This window comes from Duganella sp. CF458, from assembly GCF_900113115.1.
Classification (GTDB): Bacteria; Pseudomonadota; Gammaproteobacteria; order Burkholderiales; family Burkholderiaceae_D; genus Rugamonas.
The window spans coordinates 1-19,727 of the sequence record NZ_FOOF01000015.1 but is presented as its reverse complement, the minus strand read 5'-3'; the positions used below and the strand labels follow the sequence as shown (position 1 = coordinate 19,727).

Below are 19,727 nucleotides of genomic sequence, written 5' to 3'. Positions count from 1 at the left end.
TATGTACGAGAGCCACTTCGGCTTGCGGGAAGCGCCGTTCGGCATCACGCCGGACACCAGCTATTTCTTCAGCAGCCCGCATTCGCAGGAGGCGCTGAATACCCTGCTGGTGGCTGCGCGCGGCGGCGAAGGATTCATCAAGATTACCGGCGAAGTGGGAACGGGAAAGACGCTGTTGTGCCGTCAGTTCATGAAAACGCTGGGCGAAGATTTCGTGACGGCCTACCTGCCCAATCCGATGCTGGAGCCACGATCGCTGCTGCTGGCATTGGCGGACGAGCTTGAGGTGGCGTTCGAACGCGATGTCGACCAGCACCAGTTGCTGAAATCCCTGATGGCGCGCCTGATGGAGCTGGCAAGCCAGGGCAGGCGGGTCGTCCTGTGCGTGGATGAAGCGCAGACCATTCCAGGCGAGAGCCTGGAAGCGCTGCGGCTGCTCACCAACCTGGAGACGGAGAAACGCAAGCTCTTGCAAATCGTGCTGTTTGGCCAGCCGGAGCTCAATGAACATCTGCAAGCGAAGTCGGTACGCCAGCTGGCGCAGCGGATCACCTTCCAGCATGACCTTGGCGGCTTGTCGCGCGACGATCTGGAATACTACCTTGCGCACCGCCTGCGGGTGGCCGGCTTTGCCGGCGCGCGCCTGTTCAGCAAAGGCGCAGTGCGTGGCTTGTTCGCCGCCAGCAAGGGCGTTCCGCGCCTGATCAACATCATTGCGCATAAATCGATGCTGGCCGCCTATGGCGAAGGACGGCAAAGGATCGACACGCGCCATGTGAAGTTGGCCGTTCGCGACACCGCCGTGGAGCGGCATCACCGCTGGCCCTGGCTGGCGACGGGGCTGCTCCTGGCGGCGTTTGTCGCTACGGGCACATTGTTGTCTTACCGGTCGATTCTATGAGCCTGATTAACAAAATGCTGCAAGACCTGGATGCACGGGGCGGAACGCCGCAAACGTCGGGGCTCTCCAGTTCGGTGCAGGCGGTTTCGCAGGAAGGCACGCGCCATCGCAGCCTGGTCCTGATCCTGGTCGTGTTTGGCGCAGTGCTGCTGACGGTGGCCGCGCTGTTTGCCGGCTGGCGGTATTGGAGCGCGCTGCGGACCGCAGACAAGCCCGTGCGGCCGCAGGCTATTGTGAATCAGGCGCCTGCCGTGGAGAAGCCGCAAGCCACGCCGCCCGAGCAAATGGTTGACGGATTGCCGCCGCCGGCGCCTGAAAATGTCCCTGCGGTTGCCCCCCCCAAGGTCGAAAGCGTTGCGCCGGTGGCCACATCGGCCGAAGCGCGGCGCCCAGCACGAGCGCGTTCGTCCGCATCCCCTTCGAGCCCCAGGATGCAGCCGGCTGCGCGGCCGGCCTTGGCGGCTGGCGGCACCGTGTCGCCAGCTTCGCGCGAGCCCGGAGCGCAGGCATCCGCGACTGCGTTGTTCCAGCGTGCGCAGCAAAAGCTCATGGAGGCGCGGGTGACCGAGGCAATTGCCGACCTTGAGCACGCCTTGGAGATCGATCCGCGTTACCTGGCGGCGCGGGAAACCCTGATTGCCGTGTTGTTGGAAAATGGGCGTCAACGCAATGCAATGGCTCATTTGCAGCGCGCATTAGCAAGCAATCCCGAGCAAAGCCAGATGGCCATGCTATTGGCCAGGCTGCAGCTGGAATCCGGCAGCGATGCAATCGGCACCCTGGAGCGCAGTTTGCCATACGCTCAATCGAACGCGGACTATCGCGCCATGATGGCTGGTGTGCTGGAGCGGATCAACCGGCATCGCGAGGCAGCAGAGCATTACCGCGCGGCAGTGCAGCTCCAGCCCGCCAATGGCGTATGGTGGATGGGGCTGGGGATTGCGTTGCAGGCGGAGCAGCGCAATGCCGAAGCGAAAGCGGCCTTCCAGCGTGCCCTCGAAACCGGCCGCCTGGCGCCGGAGCTGCAAGCTTTCGTCGAGCGCCGGCTGCAGCAGTTGAATTAGAGGTAGTGAACTAGCTGCGCGCGCGCCGGTAGTGCATGGCGACCGTGCCGTTGCCAAGCGGCTTGGCCGAGATCAGATCGAGCCGTCGTGTGGCGGGCAGCCCACCTTGGTACAAGGTGGGGCCGTGACCGGCGATCCTGGGGTGAACGAGGAATTTGTACTCGTCGATCAGATCCAGGCGATCCAGCCCGGTCGCGAGCTTGCCGCTACCGAGCAGCACGCCGGCCGGGGTCGCGTCCTTGAGTCGTTGTATGCCCGAGCGCAGGTCGGCAGCGATGTGGTGGCTATTGGTCCACGGGAAGTCCGTTCGCGTCGACGACACGACGTACTTCGGCTTGCTCTCCAGCTTGATCGCCCATTCGCGCATCATCGGCGCTGCCTCGACTTCGCCGCGGGCGACTGTCGGCCAATAGCTCTCCATCATCTCGTAGGTAACGCGGCCCCACAGCATTGCCCCGGCTTCGTCCATGAGGCGGGTGAAGAAGGCATGCGTTTCGTCGTCGGCAATTCCCTCCTGGTGGTCGACGCAGCCGTCCAGGGTGACGTTGATGCTGAAGGTTAGAAGTCCCATGCGTGTCTCCACGAATAACGGCGGGCCGGCATTGGCAGCTATGGGCTGCGTCGCCGGGAAACTAAAGCGCGGCCTGGGCGCCCCAGATCTGCTTCATGCTGAAGCGCAGCTCCGCCTGGTCTTCGCTGAGGGCTTCGAGGATGGCGCATTCGGCCTGGTCGGTGCGGCGCTGCACCGAGGTTGCCAAGGTCTTGCCCGCCGCGTCGCGCATGCAGTGCACTTCAAGCACGCCGTCGCCGCAGTCGCGCCCGATCACGACACCGAGCTCGCCGTTCGCCAGGCGCACCAGCACCCCGGGCGGGTACTTGCCGACCTGGCGGTGGAATTGTTCCTGCAGCGCCGGATCGGCGGGATGCAATGGATCGTGCAACAGCTTTTCGAGCGCCTCATCCGGCAGCATCGAGCAGCGGTAGTTGCGTGCCGAGACACGTGCACAATAGCGATCGGCCAGGCTTAGCAAGCGTGCGTTGTGGGTGATCTGTTCGCGGGTCATGCCGGCCGGGTACCCGGAGCCGTCGTCGTTCTCGTGGTGCATCAACACACAGGAGATCCATTCGTCGTCTTCGACGCCCGCATACTTCAGCAATTCCGCACTGTGTTCCGGATGGCGCCGCACGATCGCCATTTCTTCGCTGTTCAGCGAACCGGGCTTGCTCTGGAAGTTGTCGTGGTGGCGCAGCATGCCGACGTTCATGGTCAGCGCCGCTGCCGTCAGTGAAACCACTTCGTCGGCAGCCCTCCCCATGCCGCGCGCCACCAGCACCACCACGATGGCCGTCTCGATGCAGTGACGCACCGCATAGGTGCCGGCGATCTGGTTGAGGAACAGGCAGGCCAGGGCGATATCGGGATTGAGTTCGACCGCGCGCACCACTTCGCGCGCGATGTTGCGCAAATCGGCGTCGGCATTGCGCTCGTTGCGCAAGTCTCCCAGCAGCTTTTCCAGGCGCTTGTTAGCCAGGTTGAGTTCATGCAGCACGGACGGCGGCGGCTCGAACCGCGATCCGCCTTCCATGCCGAGGTCCTGCAGGCTGTTGAGGTACTGGTTCATGATCTGTCCCCGATGTTGTTATACGCGCGCCAGTCGCTCCAGTGCGAGCCCCAGCGTCTCGTCTTTTTTTGCAAAGCAGAAGCGCACGATGCCGGAATCTTTGCCGTCGCGATAGAAAGCCGAGACGGGAATGGCGGCTACCTTGATTTCGCTGGTCAGCCATTCCGCAAAATCCGCCTCCGGATGGGAGGAGATGCGGTCATAGCGCACGCACTGGAAATAGGTTCCGTCGGCCGGCAGCAATTCAAAACGGCTGCCCTCCAGGCCTTTGCGGAACAGGTCCCGCTTGCGCTGGTAAAAAGCCGGCAGCCCGACGTATGGCGCGGGATCGGCCATATAGCTGGCGATGCCATGCTGCATAGGCGTGTTCACCGAGAACACGTTGTACTGGTGGACCTTGCGGAACTCGAGCGACATCATTGCCGGTGCGGCGACGTAGCCGACTTTCCAACCTGTTACGTGATAGGTCTTGCCGAAGCTGGATACCACAAAGGAGCGCTCGGCTAGGTCCGGATAGCGGCACATCGATTCATGCCGATGGCCGTCGTAGACCATGTGTTCGTAGACTTCGTCGGACAGGATCAGGATGTTGGTGTCGCGCACGATCTGGCGCAGCGCCTCCATATCGGCCGCGCGCAGCACGCTGCCGGTCGGATTGTGCGGCGTATTGATGATGATCATGCGCGTGCGCGGCGAAACGGCTGCTTCCACGCGCGCCCATGGCACGCTGAATCCGCCGTGCGGCGACACTTCCATCTGCACCAGGACCGGCACGCCGCCAGCCAGTTCGATGGCGGGCAGGTAGCTGTCGTAAGCCGGTTCGATCACGATCACTTCATCGCCGGGGTGCACGCTGCACAGGATGGCGGTGGTCAGCGCCTCCGTTGCGCCGGGCGTGACGGTGATCTCGGTGTTGACGTCGTAACGGTGGCCGTAAATGCGGTCGATCTTGTCGGCGATAGCCTGGCGCAGTTCGAGCGCGCCGACGCCGGTGGGATATTGGTTATAACCTTCGCGCATGGCGACGGTGACCATGTCGACCAGCTTCGGATCGCAGGCAAAATCAGGGAAGCCCTGGCCCAGGTTGACCGCGCCATGCTGCCCGGCCAGGGCCGACATGCGCGAGAAAATGGTGGTGCCGATGTGCGGCAGGCGGGAGGTCAGTTGTTTCATCGTGCTTACGAAATGGACATTTTTTCCATTCTAGCGCAGCCGAATAAAACAAGTGTTGCCCCGAGGGTAAAACCAGAAAGTCAAGCCTCCAGGCTCCATTTTTCCGGCTGCATGACTTTGAACATGCCGGCTTTCGCGAGGCGCTTGGCCAGCTTGAGCAGGGCCTTGTCCTTGGTGATCAGGATGTCGGCCTGCGCGTCGCGCGCCAGTTCCAGGAACTTTTGGTCGTCGCGGTCGGTGCACACCGGTAGCCGCGCGCCCGATTCCGGCGGCTGCACCACCTTGATGTACCGGTCGAATCGAGCTGCGCTGGCAGGGCGCGTGTGTTCATCGAGCGGCAGGTGAGGGTAGTTCAGGACGAACAGGTATTCGGCCCGGCAGTCGGCACGCGTGATCGCTTCGACCGCGCCGCTTTCAATCGCCACCAGCAGGGATGCCCAGCGCGGGTCCTGGAAAACGAACAGGTCGAGGCATACATTGGTGTCGATGACGATGCGCTTAGGTGAAATATGCGGTGGAACGGGTATCATGTCGAGGTTTTTCGTTTTGAATTTTGAATCTTATGCTGATTGTGCTGTCGCCTGCAAAAAGTCTTGACCTGGAAACCCCGTCAACCACCAAACTCGCAACGCAGCCTGCGTTCCTTGATCATTCGGAGCAGTTGATCGAGCGCCTGCGCGACTTCTCGCCGAATCAATTGGGCGAACTGATGGACCTGTCCGATGCCTTGTCGACCCTGAACGTGGCGCGCTACGCCACCTGGACCAAGGACACCAGCGAGGCGCGGCAGGCTGTCATGACCTTCAACGGCGACGTCTATGACGGCCTCGATGCGCGCTCCATGTCGGCCAAGCAGCTCGATTACACGCAGTCGCGCATCCGCATCCTGTCCGGCCTGTACGGGATGCTGAAGCCGCTGGACCTGATCCACCCGCACCGCCTGGAAATGGGCACCCGCCTGCAGAACCCGCGCGGCAAGAACCTTTACGAATTCTGGGGCGACATGATTACCGAGGCGCTGAACAAGGAAGGCTCGCCGGTGCTGGTCAACCTGGCTTCGGACGAGTATTTCAAGTCGGTCAAGCCGAAGAAACTGGATATGCCGGTGATCACGCCAGTCTTCGAGGACTGGAAGGGCGGCAAATACAAGATCATTTCCTTCTTCGCCAAACGGGCGCGCGGCATGCTGGCGCGTTATGCGGCGGTGCATAACATCACCGAGCCGGGCAAGCTGAAGAAGTTCGATATGGATGGCTACAAATTCGAAGCCGACGCCTCGAATGACACTACCTGGGTGTTCCGCCGCAAGATCGCAGCCTGATGCTGAAGCGCCCGCCCAGTGGGGCAGGCGCTCGCTTCATCACCAGACGTTGTACCAGGCCTTCTTCTTGATGCCGTCGTCTTCCAGCATCTTGCTGTCAGGGAAGTTTTTCACGAAGACGCGCTTGGTATCGTCGCGCAGCGTCGGGTTACCCATCTTGTCGTAGCCGCGGTACATGATCGCCAGCGCTTCCTCGATGGATGGCGAATCCGCGTAATCGGTCAGCACGCCCTGGGCGCGGTTGACCGCTGCCAGGTAGGCCCCGCGGCGGTAGTAATAACGCGCCACATAGACTTCATACTTCGCCATTGCATTGATCAGGTACTTCATGCGATCGATCGCGTCCGGCGTATATTTGCTTTCAGGAAACTTTTCGACCAAAGCCTTGAAGGCGGCAAAAGCTTCGCGGGTGGCTTTCGGGTCACGTTCCGCCGGGTCTTGCTCGTACAGGAAGTTCAGCAGGCCGATCGAGTCGTTGAAGTTCACCAGGCCGCGCAGGTAGTACATATAGTCAACGCTTTGATGGTTCGGATGCAGCTTGATGAAGCGCTCCACGGCAGCCAAGGCCTGGGCCTGGTCTTGGGCCTTGTAGTGGGAATAGGCGATTTCCATCTGCGCCTGTTGCGCATAAGTGCCGAACGGGTAGCTCGATTCGAGGCGTTCGAAGAGCTGGACGGCACGTTCATAGTTGCCGCTAGCCTGTTCATCCTTGGCCTCCGAGTATAATTTCGTTGCGGACCAGCCTCGAGTCTCGTCCGCGCGTTCTGGTAACAGGCCACAAGCTGACAAACTAAACAGTACGACTGTTGCTGCAACTACTGATAATTTTTTTTGCATGTTGATGTGCAAGGAATCGTTAACCAAAATACTAAACTTGGCTGATTATAGCCGATGGGAATGCTGTGATATTGAAACCTGAGATGAATTCGGCAGAACAAGTGCCTGATAACGATTTTGACGCCGATTTTGAAGGTGATACCCTGGCCGATCCCCTCGCGCCGATCGAGCTCGAACTGAGCAAATCCGACTGCGGCGAGCGCCTGGACAAAGTGGTGGCCCGCCTGGTGCCACAGTTTTCGCGCGGCCGCCTGCAATCCTGGATCGAAGAAGGCCATGTGACGGTCGATGGCAAGCCGGCCAAGGTCCGCGCCACCGTGTATGGCGATGAAAAAATCCTGGTAATCCCGCAGCCGGCGCCGGAAGACGTGGCGTTCACCCCGGAAGACGTGCCGCTCGATATCGTGTTCGAGGACGATAACCTGTTGGTCATTAACAAGCCGGCCGGCCTGGTCGTGCATCCGGGCGCCGGCAACTGGTCCGGCACCATGCTGAATGGCCTGTTGCACCGCTGGCCGCAACTGGGCGGCGTGCCGCGCGCCGGCATCGTCCATCGCCTGGACAAGGACACCAGCGGCCTGATGGTGGTAGGCAAGGACCTGCCGACCCAGACCGACCTGGTACGCCAGCTGCAAGCCCGTACCGTGAAGCGCGTCTATTGGTGCATCGTGTGGGGTACCCCGCGCATGAGCGGCACGATCGACGCATCCATGGGCCGCGACCAGAAGGACCGTGTGAAGATGGCGGTGTCGACCAGCATGGGCTCCAAGCCGGCGATTACCCATTACCAGCGCCTGGCGGAAGGTGTGCTGGATGGTCGTCCGGTATCGCTGGTGCAGTGCCGCCTGGAGACCGGCCGCACGCACCAGATCCGCGTGCACATGGCGCACCTGGGTTTTTCGCTGATCGGCGACCAGGTCTACGGCAAGCAGCATATGGCCAGCGTATTCCCGCGCCAGGCGCTGCAGGCGCGCCGCCTCGGCCTGGTTCACCCGATGAGCAGCGAGCCAATGGAGTGGGTAGTGCCGCTGGCCGATGACTTCAAGGAACTGATGGAGCGGGCCGGCATCGAGGAGCCTGATGAATCGGTCCTGACCGCCGCTGCAGCCGAGCATGGCGAGTACGAAGACTACGATATCTACGACGACGAATTCGACGACGAATAAATGCAGCAATCTTTCCAAGGGGCGCAATGGCTGGTGCCTGACTGGCCCGGCGCGCCGGCCAATATCGGTTTTGTCTGCACCACGCGGCGCGGCGGCGTGAGCCCGGAGCCTTACGGGCCGGGCCCGCAGGCCATCGCTACGGCTGGCGGCGGCCTGAACCTCGGCGTGCACGTTGGCGACGATCCTTCGAATGTGGCATTCAACCGCGCCATCCTGCGCGGGCGCTTGCCGACCGAGCCGGCCTGGCTGTCGCAAGTCCACGGTACGGCGGTAGTGCGCGCCGACCGGCTTGGACGGGGCGAAGTGCCGGAAGCGGATGCCAGCTTTGCAGCCATGCCGGGTGCCGTGTGTGCCATCCAGACGGCGGATTGCCTGCCAGTCCTGCTGACGAATCGCGCCGGCAGCGTGGTCGGCGCGGCCCACGCGGGCTGGCGCAGCCTGGCCGGGGGCATACTGGAGGCGACAGTCGACGGCATGCGCGCCGAGGCCGGCACCAGCGAGGGTGGCGGCGAAATCATCGCCTGGCTTGGTCCGGCGATCGGCCCGCAGGAATTCGAAGTTGGCGAAGATGTCTTGGCGGCCTTCCTGGCCGGCGCGGTTGCTGCGGGCGAGGGTGAGGCTGGCGAAACGGCAGTGCGCGCAACCTTCGTTGCCCGGCCCGGAAAGCCCGGCAAATACCTGGCGGACATTTACGCGCTGGCGCGCCTGGCGCTGCGCCGGGTCGGTGTGAGCGACGTGGCCGGCGGTGACTTATGTACGGTCACCGACGCCAGCCGCTTCTATTCCTACCGCAGGGATAAGGTCACCGGAAGGCAGGCGAGTTTGATCTGGATCAAGGAGTAGGTGGATCATTACGACGGGCGGCTTCGGCTGCCCGTTTGCGTTTGCGGCGTTTGCCGCCTGTTAGATAAAATAGTATTCCTAATGGCAACAGGCCATACAGCAGGAAGGTCATAATGCCGGCGACCACAGTTGGTTCCGTGAACGCCATCAGGATTGTGACGTAGAGCCAGGCAATAGCAACAATCAACATTTTTCTTCCAAATTGTATTTTTAACGGACTTAGAAAATGAACATGCCCGACCCGCAAGCCTTCGCAAACGCATGGATGGCGCAAATCAGCGATCCCAACCAATGGCAATCCTGGTTCAAGATGATGCCGGAAATGGATGCTGTCCCAGGCGCCGCACTGCTGCGCGATGCAGGTGCTACCGTTCGCCCGGAGGCGATGGAGCAGATGCGAAACGAATACATGGGCGAGTTCGGTGCGCTGTGGCAGGAATTCCTGACCACGGGCAAAGCGCCGTCCCTGAAGGACCGCCGCTTTTCGTCCGAAGCCTGGCAGGCCAATCCGGTGTCCGCGTTCAATGCGGCATCATACCTGCTAAACAGCAAATTCCTCATGCAAATGGCGGAAGCCGTTGACGCCAGCCCTCACCAGAAACAGAAAATCCGCTTTGCGGTGCAACAGGTGGTCGATGCCATGTCGCCGGCCAACTTCCTGGCTACGAACCCGGAAGCGCACCAGAAGCTGATCGAAACCAAGGGCGAAAGCCTGACCAAGGGACTGGCCAACCTGCTGGGCGATATCCAGAAGGGCCATATTTCCCTGTCCGATGAGAAGGCATTCGAAGTGGGCCGCAACCTGGCCACCACCGAAGGCCAGGTGGTGTACGAGAACGAGCTGTTCCAGTTGATCCAGTACACGCCGTTGACCAAGACCGTGCGCGAGCGCCCCCTGCTGATGGTGCCGCCCTGCATCAACAAGTACTACATCCTTGACCTGCAGCCTGAGAACTCGCTGGTGCGTTATGCGGTGGAGCAGGGCAACACCGTGTTCCTGGTCTCCTGGCGCAATCCGGACCAGTCGCTGGCCGGCACCACCTGGGACGATTACATCGAAAAGGGCACGATCACCGCGATCAACATCGCCCGCGAAATCACCAGGCAGGACAAGCTGAATGTGCTGGGCTTCTGCGTTGGCGGCACCTTGCTGTCGACCGCCTTGGCCGTGCTGGCCGCGCGCGGCGAGCAGCCGGCGGCCGGCATCACGCTGCTGACCACCTTCCTGGACTTCAGCGATACCGGCGTGCTGAACGTGTTTGTCGACGAGCCGCAGGTGCAGTTGCGCGAGCAGACGCTGAAATCCGGCGGCCTGATGCCGGGCCGCGACCTGGCCAGCACGTTCTCCAGCCTGCGCCCGAACGACCTGGTGTGGAATTACGTGCAGTCGAACTACCTGAAGGGCAACGAGCCGCCGCCATTCGACCTGCTGTACTGGAATTCCGATTCGACCAACCTGCCAGGCCCGATGTTCTGCTGGTACCTGCGCAACACTTACCTGGAAAACAGCCTGAAAGTGCCGGGCAAGCTGACCGTGGCGGGAGAAAAAATCGATTTGTCGAAGATCCACGCGCCAGCCTTCATCTATGCTTCGCGCGAAGACCATATCGTGCCGTGGAATTCGGCTTACCAATCGACCAAGCTACTGAACAACAAGCACCCCGAACTGAACAAGTTCATCCTGGGCGCCTCCGGCCATATCGCCGGCGTGATCAACCCCGCCGCCAAGAAAAAGCGCAGCTACTGGACCAATGACGCCCGTCCGGCCTCGCATGACGAGTGGTTCAGCGGTGCCGCCGAGCATCCGGGTAGCTGGTGGAGCGAATGGTCGGAATTCCTGGCAAGCCATGGCGGCAAGGATGTGAAGGCGCGCAGTAAGCTGGGCAACGCCAAATACGAACCGATCGAAGCAGCACCTGGACGTTATGTTAAGGCTAAGGCCGATTGATTTTTGGTAACGTTAAGTTGCAATGCAATATTGTCGTGCCAAAAGCTTTTTTTTCGCCCTATAATGGGGTTGCAAATAATATCAACGGGACACAGCGATGAGTAGTGCAAAGAAAAGTACTGAACGTTTGATTAAGAAATACCCCAATCGCCGTCTTTACGATACCCAGACCAGTTCCTACATTACCCTGACGGACGTGAAACAACTCGTGCTCGACGCCGAGGAGTTCACTGTCGTTGACGCCAAGACAAATGAAGACCTGACTCGCAGCATCCTGCTCCAGATCATCCTGGAAGAGGAAGCGAGTGGCGTACCGATGTTCTCTACCGACGTACTGGCACAAATCATCCGTTTCTACGGTCATGCAATGCAGGGCATGATGGGTTCTTACCTGGAAAAGAATATCCAGGCATTTACCGATATCCAGCGTAAATTCACGCAAGGGGCCGCCACGTTCGACGGCAAGTCTTTTAGCCCCGAAATGTGGACCCAGTTCATGAATGTGCAAGCGCCTATCATGCAAGGCATGATGAATAACTACATCGACCAGTCGAAGAGCCTGTTTGTGCAAATGCAGGAGCAAATGCAGAACCAGAGCAAGAATATCTTCGGCACCTTCCCGTTCGCGCCACCTCCGGCCGATAAAAAGTAAGAAAAACAGGGGCGAAAAAAATGGGGACGTACCCCATTTTTCCGCATTGCGGAAAATGGGGTACGTCCCCATTTTTTCCGGCCCCATTTTTGCTATAATGGTGGATTGCCCTGAATCATCAGCTCTCTGCCATGCAATCCAAGCAAATCATTCGCCTCACTCCCACCGACGGCACTCCAGCCCCAAAAGTAGGTTTTGTTTCCCTCGGCTGCCCGAAAGCGCTGGTCGACTCCGAACAGATCCTGACCCAGCTCCGCGCTGAAGGCTACGAGACCGCCAAGTCCTACGACGGCGCCGACCTGGTGATCGTGAATACCTGCGGCTTCATCGATGCTGCAGTGCAGGAATCGCTGGATGCCATCGGCGAAGCGTTGGCGGAAAACGGCAAGGTGATTGTGACCGGCTGCCTGGGCGCCAAGAAAGATAAAGACGGCGACGACATCATCCAGAAGGTGCACCCGAAAGTGTTGGCCGTAACCGGCCCGCACGCCGTGGGGGAAGTGATGGCCCAGGTGCACACCCACCTGCCCAAGCCGCACGAGCCGTTCATCGACCTGCTGCCGCCGCAGGGCATCAAGCTGACCCCTAAGCACTACGCTTACCTGAAGATTTCCGAAGGCTGCAATCACCGCTGCTCGTTCTGCATCATTCCTTCGATGCGCGGCGACCTGGTGTCGCGCCCGATCGCGGAACTGATGCTCGAAGCCGAGAACCTGTTCAAGGCCGGCGTGAAGGAACTGCTGGTGATCTCGCAGGATACTTCCGCTTACGGCGTGGACGTGAAGTTCCGTTCCGGTTTCTGGAACGGCCGTCCGGTGAAGACCCATATGACCCAGCTGACCCAGGCCCTGGGCGAGTTGGCCAAGCAGTATGGCGCTTGGGTGCGCCTGCATTATGTTTATCCTTACCCGCACGTGGATGAAATCATCCCGATGATGGGTGACGGCCATGTCCTGCCTTACCTGGACATTCCGATGCAGCACGCCCACCCGGACGTGCTGAAGCGCATGAAGCGCCCGGCCTCCGGTGAGAAGAACCTGGAGCGCATCCTGAAATGGCGCGAAATGAATCCGAACCTGACGATCCGTTCGACCTTTATCGCCGGCTTCCCAGGTGAGACCGAAGCGGAGTTCGAATACCTGCTGGACTTCCTGAAGGAAGCACAGATCGACCGCCTGGGTTGCTTCGCCTATTCGCCGGTGGAAGGTGCGACTGCCAACGAACTGGCCAATCCGGTGCCGGAAGAAGTGCGCGAAGAGCGTCGCGGCCGTGTGATGCTGCTGCAGGAAGAGATTTCGCGTAATCGCCTGAAGGCGAAGATCGGCACCACCGTGAAGGTGCTGATCGACGAGCTGACGCCAAGCGGCGCGATCGGCCGCTCGGCTGCGGATGCGCCGGAGATTGATGGTGTGGTTCACGTCAAGCGCCCGTTCGATCCGAAGAAAAAGCTGGCCGTGGGGCAGTTCTACGACGTTGAGATTACCACTGCCGATGCGCACGATTTGTGGGGCGAAGCGCAGTAAAACGGTAAGCCGGGGTCCGACCCGCAGGGCCAGACCCCGATCCACCGGTTTTAGATAGAATAGGTGCCATGACCAAAAAGCACCTGCAAACCCAGATCATCCACACGGACTACGTGCCGCCCGAAGGTTTTGCCGCCTTTCCCAGCGCGATTCACCACGCGTCCACCGTCCTGTTCAAGAACGTCGCCGCCATGCGCTCTGGCGACTGGAAAGAAAAGAACGCCTACACCTACGGCCTGCACGGCACCCCCACCACCTTCACGCTCGAAGCCCGCCTGGCCGAAATCGAGGGCGGCAGCCATTGCCTGCTGGCTCCCAGCGGCCTCGCTGCTATCGCCATGTGCGATTTCGCGCTGCTGAAATCCGGCGACGACGTGCTGCTGCCCGATAACGTCTACAGTCCCAATCGCGATCTCGGCAAGTGGCTGACCGCCGATTTCGGCATCACCGCGCGCCTGTACGATCCGATGATCGGCGCCGGCATCGCAGGACTGATCCAGCCCAACACAAAACTGATCTGGACCGAGGCGCCAGGCTCAGTGTCGATGGAAGTCCCCGACCTGCGCGCAATCTGCGACGCCGCAAAACAGAAAGGCGTGCTGGTCGCCCTCGACAACACCTGGTCTGCCGGCCTGGCCCTGCGCGGCTTCGACCTCGGTGTCGACATCGTGATGCAGGCGCTGACCAAATACCAGTCCGGCGGCTCCGACGTGCTGATGGGCGCCCTGGTCACGCGCGATCCCTTGCTGCACGAGCGCCTCAGCATGGCCCACATGCGTCTTGGCATGGGGGTGAGCGCCGATGACACCTACCTCGTGCTGCGCAACCTGCCCACGCTTAAGATCCGTTTTGAAACGCACGATGCTGCCGCCCGCAAGGTGGCGGCGTGGCTGAAGGCTCGTCCGGAAATCCGCAAAATCCTGCACCCCGCATTCGAAGATTGTCCTGGGCACGACAACTGGAAGCGTGATTTCACCGGCGCCGGCGGCCTGTTCTCTGTGCTGTTCGACGAGAAATTCACCGAAGAGCAAACCGACCGCTTCGTCGACTCGCTCAAGCTGTTTGGCATCGGATATAGCTGGGGCGGCGCGCACAGCTTGTGCATTCCATACCGAATGCAAGCCATGCGCAGGAACTGGAAAGAGAAGGGCACGTTGGTCCGTTTCAACATCGGCCTCGAAGATCCCGACGACCTGATCGCCGACATCGAACGCGCCTTGGCAACCATGTAGCTAGTTAGCTATCCAAGCGATTGATCAATACTATGGCGTGCGCGTATTGATCGATCCCCTCTACTTGCTTACATTGGACGGACGTTCAGCAGGGGAGACCGTCATGCAAATTCTAAGGATTGCAGCAGGCGCCGTGCTGTGCGGCGCTACTTGTTTGATTTCCGCGGCGCCGCCGACAAGCTATATGCCCGTTGTGGCAAAGGAAGACTTCCAGACCACCTTCGAGCGCATGAAGGCAGCGCGGGCGGGACTGATGCGCGAGCAGGCAGCCTTCCTGGAAAGCCGGTATGACCTGGCGAACCGGCCGGCGAATGGCGTGGCCATGTTCCGCGGCAAGCCAGTGCAGGAGGGCGTGCGGGTCAAGCTGCCGCGCGGGACGAGCTGGGACAAGCTGGGTGCAATGAACCCGGACGAAATCCGCGAAAAAGGCCTGTATCCCCAAGGCTTCCTGCCGCTGCCGCATCCGAATCATCCGGAAGGCGGCATGTTGTTCCCGCAATTCCACATCGACGAAATCAAGAAGCAGGAACAGCGCGACCTTAACCGCTTCGACCTCGCCTTCGACTTCCCCGACCACCTGCTGCCGGAATTCCCGGCGCCGATCTTCCTGACCACGCGCCCGGACCTGGGCGACGTATCAAAGGGCAAGCTGCTGACCATCGATAACTTCCACCAGATGTTCAACGGCATCCTCAATCCGAAGCAGCTGGAGGGCTTGCGGCTGTTGCTGACACCTTTCCCGCAGCAGCAATTCAATCAGACCGAGGACCGTCGCTCGGAACGTCCAAGCCGTGGCGTGACCTGCTTCGACTGCCATGCGAACGGCCACACCAATGCCTCAACCCACCTCGCAGGCGATGCGCGGCCGCAGGAATTCCGTCATCGTATTGATACGCCTTCGCTGCGGGGCGTGAACCTGCAGCGGCTGTTCGGGTCGCAGCGTGCGCTGAAGTCGGTGGAGGATTTCACTGAGTTCGAACAGCGGGCGGCTTACTTTGATGGCGACCCTGTCATCGCAACCAAGAAGGGGGTGAATGTGCTGGAGCGCGGCAGCCAGGTGCACTTCATGGGCGAGTTCCAGAACATACTGGACTTCCCGCCGGCACCCAAACTCGGCGTCACCGGAAAGCTCGATCCGCGCAAAGCCAATGAGCAGGAATTGCGCGGCCAGGCGCTCTTCTTCGGCAAGGCTCAATGCGCAACGTGCCACACGCCGCCGCACTACAGCGACAACATGATGCACAACCTGCGCACGGAGCGCTTCTTCAAGCCACACCAAGCGAAGGGCGCAATGATGGTGGGCGATGGCCCGATCAAGACTTTCCCGTTAAGGGGCATCAAGGAATCGCCGCCCTATCTGCATGATGGGCGGCTGCTGACGCTCGAGGACACCGTGGAATTCTTCAACCTGATCCTCGAGACGAGGCTGTCGGCGACAGAGAAGGCCGAACTGGTGGCCTTCCTGCGCACTTTATGAGTTGCCGACCGGGGCGTTGTTGTTGAGCGCTGTAATTCCGCGAATCAGGCGGTAGATTTTCCACAACCATGCTCCGACCCAGACCAGCCAAGCAAGCGGAATACCGAAAATGGTAATGAACAGCATCCAGCCGACGGCGATCCATACCAGGTACCACCAGAACGAGCGGATCATCCAGCCGTGGTGGCTGTGGACGAAGGTGCCGGCGCTGTCGTCGCGTTTGATGTAGTTCAGGATCAGTGGAATGAAGGATGCGGCGCCGAGCGTGAAAAACACGCTCAGGCCGTGGCCGAGGTAAAGCCAGAAAGCCCAGTCTTTGGCCGAGCGGGTCTGGTTGTCGAATACGAGTTCTTGTGCCATATCGGCTCCTTACAGTTTGCGTCCGTCGTAATGCTGGACAGGGTAGCTGTCCAACTCAATGTCTTCCAGCACTCGCGCGTTCACGGCTGCCATGGCATTGCCTTTCGGGTCGGTGCCCTCGCCGTAGGTGTGGATGCCGCACTTCGGGCAGAAGCGGTGCTTGATCACGTGCTTGTTGAAAACGTAGCTAGCCTGGTCTTCTTCTGGCGTCAGCAGTGTCAGGCTGCTGCGCGGAATGAACCACATCAAAGCGCCTTTGCGCTGGCAGATGGAGCAGTTGCAGGCTACCAGGCCTTCGATATTGCCTTCTGCTTCAAACTTCACATTGCCGCAATGGCAGCTTCCCTTGTACAGCATTTTTCGCCTCCGGTTAGAATGATTGGCTTGGCGCTAATGATAATGTAATTGCAAGAGGAGTGGGCAAAATGGCGGGTCCGTTGCAGGGAATTAAAGTTATCGAAATCGGCACGCTGATCGCGGCACCGTTCGCGGCGCGGTTGATGGCGGAATTCGGGGCGGAGGTGATCAAGATCGAAGCGCCGGGCGAGGGCGATCCAATCCGCAAATGGCGTAAGCTCCACAAGGGGACTTCGCTATGGTGGTACCTGCAGTCGCGTAACAAGAAGTCCATCTCCATCAACCTGAAAGCGCCTGAGGGGATTGCACTGGTCAAGCAGTTGTGTGCCGACGCCGATGTGCTGATCGAGAACATGAAGCCGGGCGCGCTGGAGAAGCTGGGACTGGGCTGGGATGTGCTGCATGCGCTAAACCCCAAACTGACGATGGTGCGCATTTCGGGCTACGGCCAGACTGGCCCTTACAAAGACCGTCCGGGCTTCGGTGCGATTGGCGAGGCGATGGGCGGTATCCGCTACACCACGGGCGAAGCCGGCGGTGTGCCGGCCCGGGTTGGGGTGAGCCTTGGCGATTCGCTGGCCTCGCTGCATGCCGTGATGGGCGCACTGATGTCGGTGCTGCGCGTGAAAATGGGGAATGGCGATGGCCAGGTGGTTGACGTGTCGCTGGTCGAGAGCGTATTCAACCTGATGGAATCGCTGGTGCCGGAGTACGACTTGCTGGGTCACGTACGCGAACGCAGTGGCGGCGCACTGCCGGGCATCGCACCTTCCAACACCTATCCGACGCGCGACGGCTCGTACGTGGTCATCGCCGGCAACAGCAATCCCATATACAAGCGCCTGATGCATGCGATCGGCCGCGCCGACATGGCGGAAGACCCGCAGTTCGCGCAAAATGACGGCCGTGCGGCGCAGGAAAAGCTGATCGATGCTGCGATCGCAGGCTGGACTTCGGCGCATACCATCGACGAAGTGCTGGCAGTGCTGGAGCGCGCCGAAGTTCCTGCGGGCCGGATCTATTCGGTCAAGGACATCGTCGCCGACCCGCATTACCAGGCGCGCGGCATGCTGCTGGATACGGAGCTGCCAGATGGCGTACATGTGAAGATGCCGGGCATCGTGCCCAAGCTGTCGGAAACGCCGGGTGAAGTACGCTGGCAAGGGCCGACGTTGGGCCAGCACACCGACAGCGTGTTGTTGGCATTGGGTGTGCCTGCGGCCGCGATCACCGCGCTGCGTGAGCGCGGCGTGGTAGCCTAATCCCTTCGGCGTAAGGTTGCGAAACCCAGCGTTTGAGCCGATATAGGCCAACAGTCAAAATCTATGAAGCCAGCTTTTATGTGGGTACTTGTCGGTATCCTCGCAAGTAGCAATGCGATCGCCCACGCAGACCGCATTCTTCCGATCGGCCCAGGCGGTGCGATGCCCGATGTTCCGCTGGAATTTGGCCCGGCCAATTTGCAGGTCGGATTTTCAGCACCCCTACGTGCGTCGCAGCCAATTAGCTCCTTGGTTTTGGCACTAGGGGACAAGCGGATCGAGGTGCCGGCATGCATTACGAGCCTACTACGATCCAGGGAAATGAAAGAGGTGCAGGTGACTGGTTCCTGGTACCACGACGAATCCATTCTGCCGTATTACTTGAATCTCAGCTTCTTTGAACCCGGATATTCCGCCAATCGATGGGCCAATCCTGGCGTTGAATTACTGATTAATCTGCGTACCGGCCAACTGATCGAAGTAAAGGCGTTAGTCGATGGCGACAAGGGTCGAGCTCTCCGACATGTTGCGGTAGACCTCAGTTCACGTTGCTCACCAGAAGTTTTGGCTGGGCTTAAATCTCCGCCAGTGCCATAACACCGCGTAGGTTGAACGAATGCTCAAATTAGAATCCGATGAGCCTTGCGGCACATTCCGTCTTCCTCCAGCCATTGCGGCCGAGTTGGCCGGGTATGAATGGGTTCGTAATACTGTTGGCCAATCGGGAGGTGCGGTCTACCGGCTTCATGGGAAAGCAGGGGCTCCCAATTTGTTCTTGAAGTATGGCGAAGGTATATGCGCCGACGACGTCAGCGATGAAATGGCAAGGCTGCGTTGGCTGGGAAGACATGTGCCTATGCCGATGGTTGTGCATTTCGTCCGTACGTCCAGTGAGGCTTGGTTGTTGATGACGGAGGTGGCTGGGCAAACCGCGTACCGGATTATGGAGGAGTGTCCCGACCGTCGTACCGTTGTCGTGGACGCCATCGCAACGTTCCTGCGCCGGATACACGCGATCCCAGTCAGTGATTGCCCTTTCAACAGCAATCATGACCGTCGCCTGCTTCGTGCACGAGCGCGCATCGATGCAAATCTGGTGGACGAAGACGACTTTGACGAGGATCGCCAAGGTTGGACCGCCGAACAGGTTTGGGCGGCGATGCAAGAGCTACTGCCGCTGGCGTCGGATGCGGTGGTCTCCCATGGCGATTATTCGCTGGATAACGTTCTTATCCTCGATGGGCAAGTTGCGGGCTGTATCGATGCGGGGAGAGTCGGCATCGCGGATCGCTACCAGGACCTTGCGATTGCCTGGAATTGCCTCGGCGAGTTCGGTGCATCACTTCAGGAGCGATTCCTTGCGCAGTACGGCGTCCATGACCTGGACCGAAGAAAGCTGCAGTTCCATTTGATGTTGGATGAACTGTTCTAAACGAATGAGGGAAAATGATCAACGCAAGCGGTTTGCTCACAACTGATAATCGCGAGTGCCCAATGCACTCGTTGGAAATGCCTGGCGCCAGGATCGTGGACGTTTGCGCTGTTCAGGCGAGCTACGGCCATTTGCTGGTATTGAAGTCTGATGGAGAACTATGTGGCGTGAACTTGGATGACGGGATGATTACGAGTCTTTGCTCGGTCGAACTGCCCGCGTTGTCAAGTGAGGAAGGGCACGGTTATTTTGGAGCGCCCGCGTGGCGCTTGCACTCGAACGTAAGTGGAAGTCATTGCGCCATCGTCGTTGACAAGGGGCGAGAGGGGCTTGTCGTCGACACGTCGTCCGGTGCGACAACAATGCATCTCGATGGCGGCGACTATTACGAAGAGACGGTCCCTTTCAGCGCTTGCTTTATTCGTGTGGAAGGCAAGGACGTTCTTGTCCATCGCAGCGCTTGAGCCTGTCAGAATTTTAGTGTGAATCCGGGGTCATGAAATAATACCGAAAGGGATTGTCCATGACCGACGTAATGACCACTAAAAAGCCAAAAA

At 60.0% G+C, this 19,727-nt stretch carries 22 protein-coding genes; 14 read left to right on the top strand and 8 right to left on the bottom strand.

Features of this window, described 5'->3' with window-relative positions; all coding sequences use genetic code 11:
• Nucleotide 1 precedes the first annotated feature (1 nt).
• Both BM269_RS21795 and BM269_RS21790 read left to right on the top strand, forming a co-directional pair.
• A complete protein-coding gene (locus BM269_RS21795) occupies nucleotides 2-901 on the top strand; it encodes an ExeA family protein (protein ID WP_090442052.1) in 900 nt (299 codons plus the stop codon).
• Nucleotides 898-1,965 (top strand): tetratricopeptide repeat protein, encoded by a 1,068-nt coding sequence (locus BM269_RS21790; RefSeq protein WP_090442049.1) that lies wholly within the window; start codon nucleotides 898-900, stop codon nucleotides 1,963-1,965. Before BM269_RS21795 ends, BM269_RS21790 begins: the two co-directional genes overlap by 4 nt.
• A gap of 10 nt (nucleotides 1,966-1,975) precedes the next feature.
• Here BM269_RS21790 and BM269_RS21785 read toward each other — a convergent pair whose 3' ends face one another.
• From BM269_RS21785 to BM269_RS21770, 4 genes are all read right to left on the bottom strand, one after another.
• Entirely contained in the window at nucleotides 1,976-2,536 is a 561-nt protein-coding gene (locus BM269_RS21785; protein ID WP_090442046.1) for a dihydrofolate reductase family protein, read from the bottom strand.
• Between the two features lie 61 nt (nucleotides 2,537-2,597).
• Nucleotides 2,598-3,587: an HD-GYP domain-containing protein gene (locus BM269_RS21780; RefSeq protein ID WP_090442043.1), complete on the bottom strand. Its 990-nt coding sequence runs from the start codon at nucleotides 3,585-3,587 to the stop codon at nucleotides 2,598-2,600.
• Nucleotides 3,588-3,605: 18 nt separating this feature from the next.
• Nucleotides 3,606-4,760 (bottom strand): pyridoxal phosphate-dependent aminotransferase, encoded by a 1,155-nt coding sequence (locus BM269_RS21775; protein WP_090442041.1) that lies wholly within the window; start codon nucleotides 4,758-4,760, stop codon nucleotides 3,606-3,608.
• A gap of 80 nt (nucleotides 4,761-4,840) precedes the next feature.
• Entirely contained in the window at nucleotides 4,841-5,290 is a 450-nt protein-coding gene (locus BM269_RS21770) for a putative toxin-antitoxin system toxin component, PIN family (protein WP_090442038.1), read from the bottom strand.
• 32 nt (nucleotides 5,291-5,322) lie between these two features.
• On the opposite strand from BM269_RS21770, the gene yaaA reads away from it, so the two are divergent.
• Nucleotides 5,323-6,081, top strand: coding sequence for a peroxide stress protein YaaA (gene yaaA / locus BM269_RS21765; protein ID WP_090442035.1), 759 nt, complete (start codon nucleotides 5,323-5,325; stop codon nucleotides 6,079-6,081).
• A 39-nt stretch (nucleotides 6,082-6,120) separates the two neighbouring features.
• On the opposite strand, the gene BM269_RS21760 is transcribed toward yaaA, so the two are convergent.
• A complete protein-coding gene (locus BM269_RS21760) occupies nucleotides 6,121-6,918 on the bottom strand; it encodes an outer membrane protein assembly factor BamD (protein WP_090442033.1) in 798 nt (265 codons plus the stop codon).
• An 83-nt stretch (nucleotides 6,919-7,001) separates the two neighbouring features.
• Between BM269_RS21760 and BM269_RS21755 the strand changes: the two genes are divergently transcribed.
• Together BM269_RS21755 and pgeF are read left to right on the top strand one after the other, a co-directional pair.
• A complete protein-coding gene (locus tag BM269_RS21755; protein WP_090442030.1) occupies nucleotides 7,002-8,084 on the top strand; it encodes an RluA family pseudouridine synthase in 1,083 nt (360 codons plus the stop codon).
• Nucleotides 8,085-8,927, top strand: a complete 843-nt coding sequence (pgeF, locus tag BM269_RS21750) for a peptidoglycan editing factor PgeF (RefSeq protein WP_090442027.1) — start codon at nucleotides 8,085-8,087, stop codon at nucleotides 8,925-8,927. It begins immediately after the preceding gene.
• On the opposite strand, the gene BM269_RS21745 is transcribed toward pgeF, so the two are convergent.
• Nucleotides 8,917-9,117 carry a hypothetical protein gene (locus BM269_RS21745; RefSeq protein WP_090442024.1) on the bottom strand — a complete coding sequence of 67 codons (201 nt, stop codon included), beginning with the start codon at nucleotides 9,115-9,117 and terminating at the stop codon, nucleotides 8,917-8,919. The genes pgeF and BM269_RS21745 overlap by 11 nt on opposite strands.
• Before the next feature lie 36 nt (nucleotides 9,118-9,153).
• Between BM269_RS21745 and phaC the strand changes: the two genes are divergently transcribed.
• From phaC to BM269_RS21720, 5 genes are all read left to right on the top strand, one after another.
• Complete coding sequence (gene phaC / locus BM269_RS21740; RefSeq protein ID WP_090442022.1) at nucleotides 9,154-10,875, top strand: class I poly(R)-hydroxyalkanoic acid synthase; 1,722 nt, start codon at nucleotides 9,154-9,156, stop codon at nucleotides 10,873-10,875.
• A 97-nt stretch (nucleotides 10,876-10,972) separates the two neighbouring features.
• Complete coding sequence (gene phaR / locus BM269_RS21735) at nucleotides 10,973-11,527, top strand: polyhydroxyalkanoate synthesis repressor PhaR (RefSeq protein ID WP_090442019.1); 555 nt, start codon at nucleotides 10,973-10,975, stop codon at nucleotides 11,525-11,527.
• A gap of 131 nt (nucleotides 11,528-11,658) precedes the next feature.
• Nucleotides 11,659-13,050, top strand: coding sequence for a 30S ribosomal protein S12 methylthiotransferase RimO (rimO, locus tag BM269_RS21730; RefSeq protein WP_090442016.1), 1,392 nt, complete (start codon nucleotides 11,659-11,661; stop codon nucleotides 13,048-13,050).
• A 68-nt stretch (nucleotides 13,051-13,118) separates the two neighbouring features.
• Entirely contained in the window at nucleotides 13,119-14,282 is a 1,164-nt protein-coding gene (locus tag BM269_RS21725; RefSeq protein ID WP_090442013.1) for a cystathionine beta-lyase, read from the top strand.
• Nucleotides 14,283-14,385: 103 nt separating this feature from the next.
• Nucleotides 14,386-15,759, top strand: a complete 1,374-nt coding sequence (locus tag BM269_RS21720; RefSeq protein ID WP_090442011.1) for a cytochrome B6 — start codon at nucleotides 14,386-14,388, stop codon at nucleotides 15,757-15,759.
• On the opposite strand, the gene BM269_RS21715 is transcribed toward BM269_RS21720, so the two are convergent.
• Entirely contained in the window at nucleotides 15,754-16,119 is a 366-nt protein-coding gene (locus BM269_RS21715; RefSeq protein ID WP_090442008.1) for a DUF4870 family protein, read from the bottom strand. The two genes, BM269_RS21720 and BM269_RS21715, sit on opposite strands and share 6 nt — an antisense overlap.
• 9 nt (nucleotides 16,120-16,128) lie before the next feature.
• Entirely contained in the window at nucleotides 16,129-16,476 is a 348-nt protein-coding gene (locus tag BM269_RS21710; protein WP_090442005.1) for a GFA family protein, read from the bottom strand.
• Between the two features lie 68 nt (nucleotides 16,477-16,544).
• Here BM269_RS21710 and BM269_RS21705 point away from each other — a divergent pair, with 68 nt between their 5' ends.
• From BM269_RS21705 to BM269_RS21695, 4 genes are all read left to right on the top strand, one after another.
• On the top strand, nucleotides 16,545-17,738 hold the full coding sequence (locus tag BM269_RS21705; protein WP_090442002.1) for a CaiB/BaiF CoA transferase family protein: 1,194 nt from the start codon (nucleotides 16,545-16,547) through the stop codon (nucleotides 17,736-17,738).
• Between the two features lie 63 nt (nucleotides 17,739-17,801).
• Nucleotides 17,802-18,335, top strand: a complete 534-nt coding sequence (locus tag BM269_RS29165; protein WP_139232820.1) for a hypothetical protein — start codon at nucleotides 17,802-17,804, stop codon at nucleotides 18,333-18,335.
• 19 nt (nucleotides 18,336-18,354) lie between these two features.
• The gene (locus BM269_RS21700; RefSeq protein WP_090441999.1) at nucleotides 18,355-19,170 is read left to right on the top strand and encodes an APH(3')-I family aminoglycoside O-phosphotransferase; all 816 of its coding nucleotides are present in this window, start codon (nucleotides 18,355-18,357) and stop codon (nucleotides 19,168-19,170) included.
• Nucleotides 19,171-19,184: 14 nt separating this feature from the next.
• A complete protein-coding gene (locus BM269_RS21695; protein WP_090441993.1) occupies nucleotides 19,185-19,634 on the top strand; it encodes a hypothetical protein in 450 nt (149 codons plus the stop codon).
• Nucleotides 19,635-19,727 lie beyond the last annotated feature (93 nt).

Bases quoted from the DNA above. Each gene is read 5' to 3' on its own strand.
- BM269_RS21760 (WP_090442033.1), bottom strand. From the start codon at position 6,918: ATGCAAAAAAAATTATCAGTAGTTGCAGCAACAGTCGTACTGTTTAGT.
- phaC (WP_090442022.1), top strand. From the start codon at position 9,154: ATGAACATGCCCGACCCGCAAGCCTTCGCAAACGCATGGATGGCGCAA.
- BM269_RS21715 (WP_090442008.1), bottom strand. From the start codon at position 16,119: ATGGCACAAGAACTCGTATTCGACAACCAGACCCGCTCGGCCAAAGAC.
- pgeF (WP_090442027.1), top strand. From the start codon at position 8,085: ATGCAGCAATCTTTCCAAGGGGCGCAATGGCTGGTGCCTGACTGGCCC.
- BM269_RS21725 (WP_090442013.1), top strand. From the start codon at position 13,119: ATGACCAAAAAGCACCTGCAAACCCAGATCATCCACACGGACTACGTG.
- phaR (WP_090442019.1), top strand. From the start codon at position 10,973: ATGAGTAGTGCAAAGAAAAGTACTGAACGTTTGATTAAGAAATACCCC.
- BM269_RS21790 (WP_090442049.1), top strand. From the start codon at position 898: ATGAGCCTGATTAACAAAATGCTGCAAGACCTGGATGCACGGGGCGGA.
- BM269_RS21795 (WP_090442052.1), top strand. From the start codon at position 2: ATGTACGAGAGCCACTTCGGCTTGCGGGAAGCGCCGTTCGGCATCACG.
- BM269_RS21780 (WP_090442043.1), bottom strand. From the start codon at position 3,587: ATGAACCAGTACCTCAACAGCCTGCAGGACCTCGGCATGGAAGGCGGA.
- BM269_RS21785 (WP_090442046.1), bottom strand. From the start codon at position 2,536: ATGGGACTTCTAACCTTCAGCATCAACGTCACCCTGGACGGCTGCGTC.
- BM269_RS21695 (WP_090441993.1), top strand. From the start codon at position 19,185: ATGATCAACGCAAGCGGTTTGCTCACAACTGATAATCGCGAGTGCCCA.
- BM269_RS21720 (WP_090442011.1), top strand. From the start codon at position 14,386: ATGCAAATTCTAAGGATTGCAGCAGGCGCCGTGCTGTGCGGCGCTACT.
- BM269_RS21775 (WP_090442041.1), bottom strand. From the start codon at position 4,760: ATGAAACAACTGACCTCCCGCCTGCCGCACATCGGCACCACCATTTTC.
- BM269_RS21745 (WP_090442024.1), bottom strand. From the start codon at position 9,117: ATGTTGATTGTTGCTATTGCCTGGCTCTACGTCACAATCCTGATGGCG.
- BM269_RS29165 (WP_139232820.1), top strand. From the start codon at position 17,802: ATGAAGCCAGCTTTTATGTGGGTACTTGTCGGTATCCTCGCAAGTAGC.
- rimO (WP_090442016.1), top strand. From the start codon at position 11,659: ATGCAATCCAAGCAAATCATTCGCCTCACTCCCACCGACGGCACTCCA.
- yaaA (WP_090442035.1), top strand. From the start codon at position 5,323: ATGCTGATTGTGCTGTCGCCTGCAAAAAGTCTTGACCTGGAAACCCCG.
- BM269_RS21705 (WP_090442002.1), top strand. From the start codon at position 16,545: ATGGCGGGTCCGTTGCAGGGAATTAAAGTTATCGAAATCGGCACGCTG.
- BM269_RS21710 (WP_090442005.1), bottom strand. From the start codon at position 16,476: ATGCTGTACAAGGGAAGCTGCCATTGCGGCAATGTGAAGTTTGAAGCA.
- BM269_RS21770 (WP_090442038.1), bottom strand. From the start codon at position 5,290: ATGATACCCGTTCCACCGCATATTTCACCTAAGCGCATCGTCATCGAC.
- BM269_RS21700 (WP_090441999.1), top strand. From the start codon at position 18,355: ATGCTCAAATTAGAATCCGATGAGCCTTGCGGCACATTCCGTCTTCCT.
- BM269_RS21755 (WP_090442030.1), top strand. From the start codon at position 7,002: ATGAATTCGGCAGAACAAGTGCCTGATAACGATTTTGACGCCGATTTT.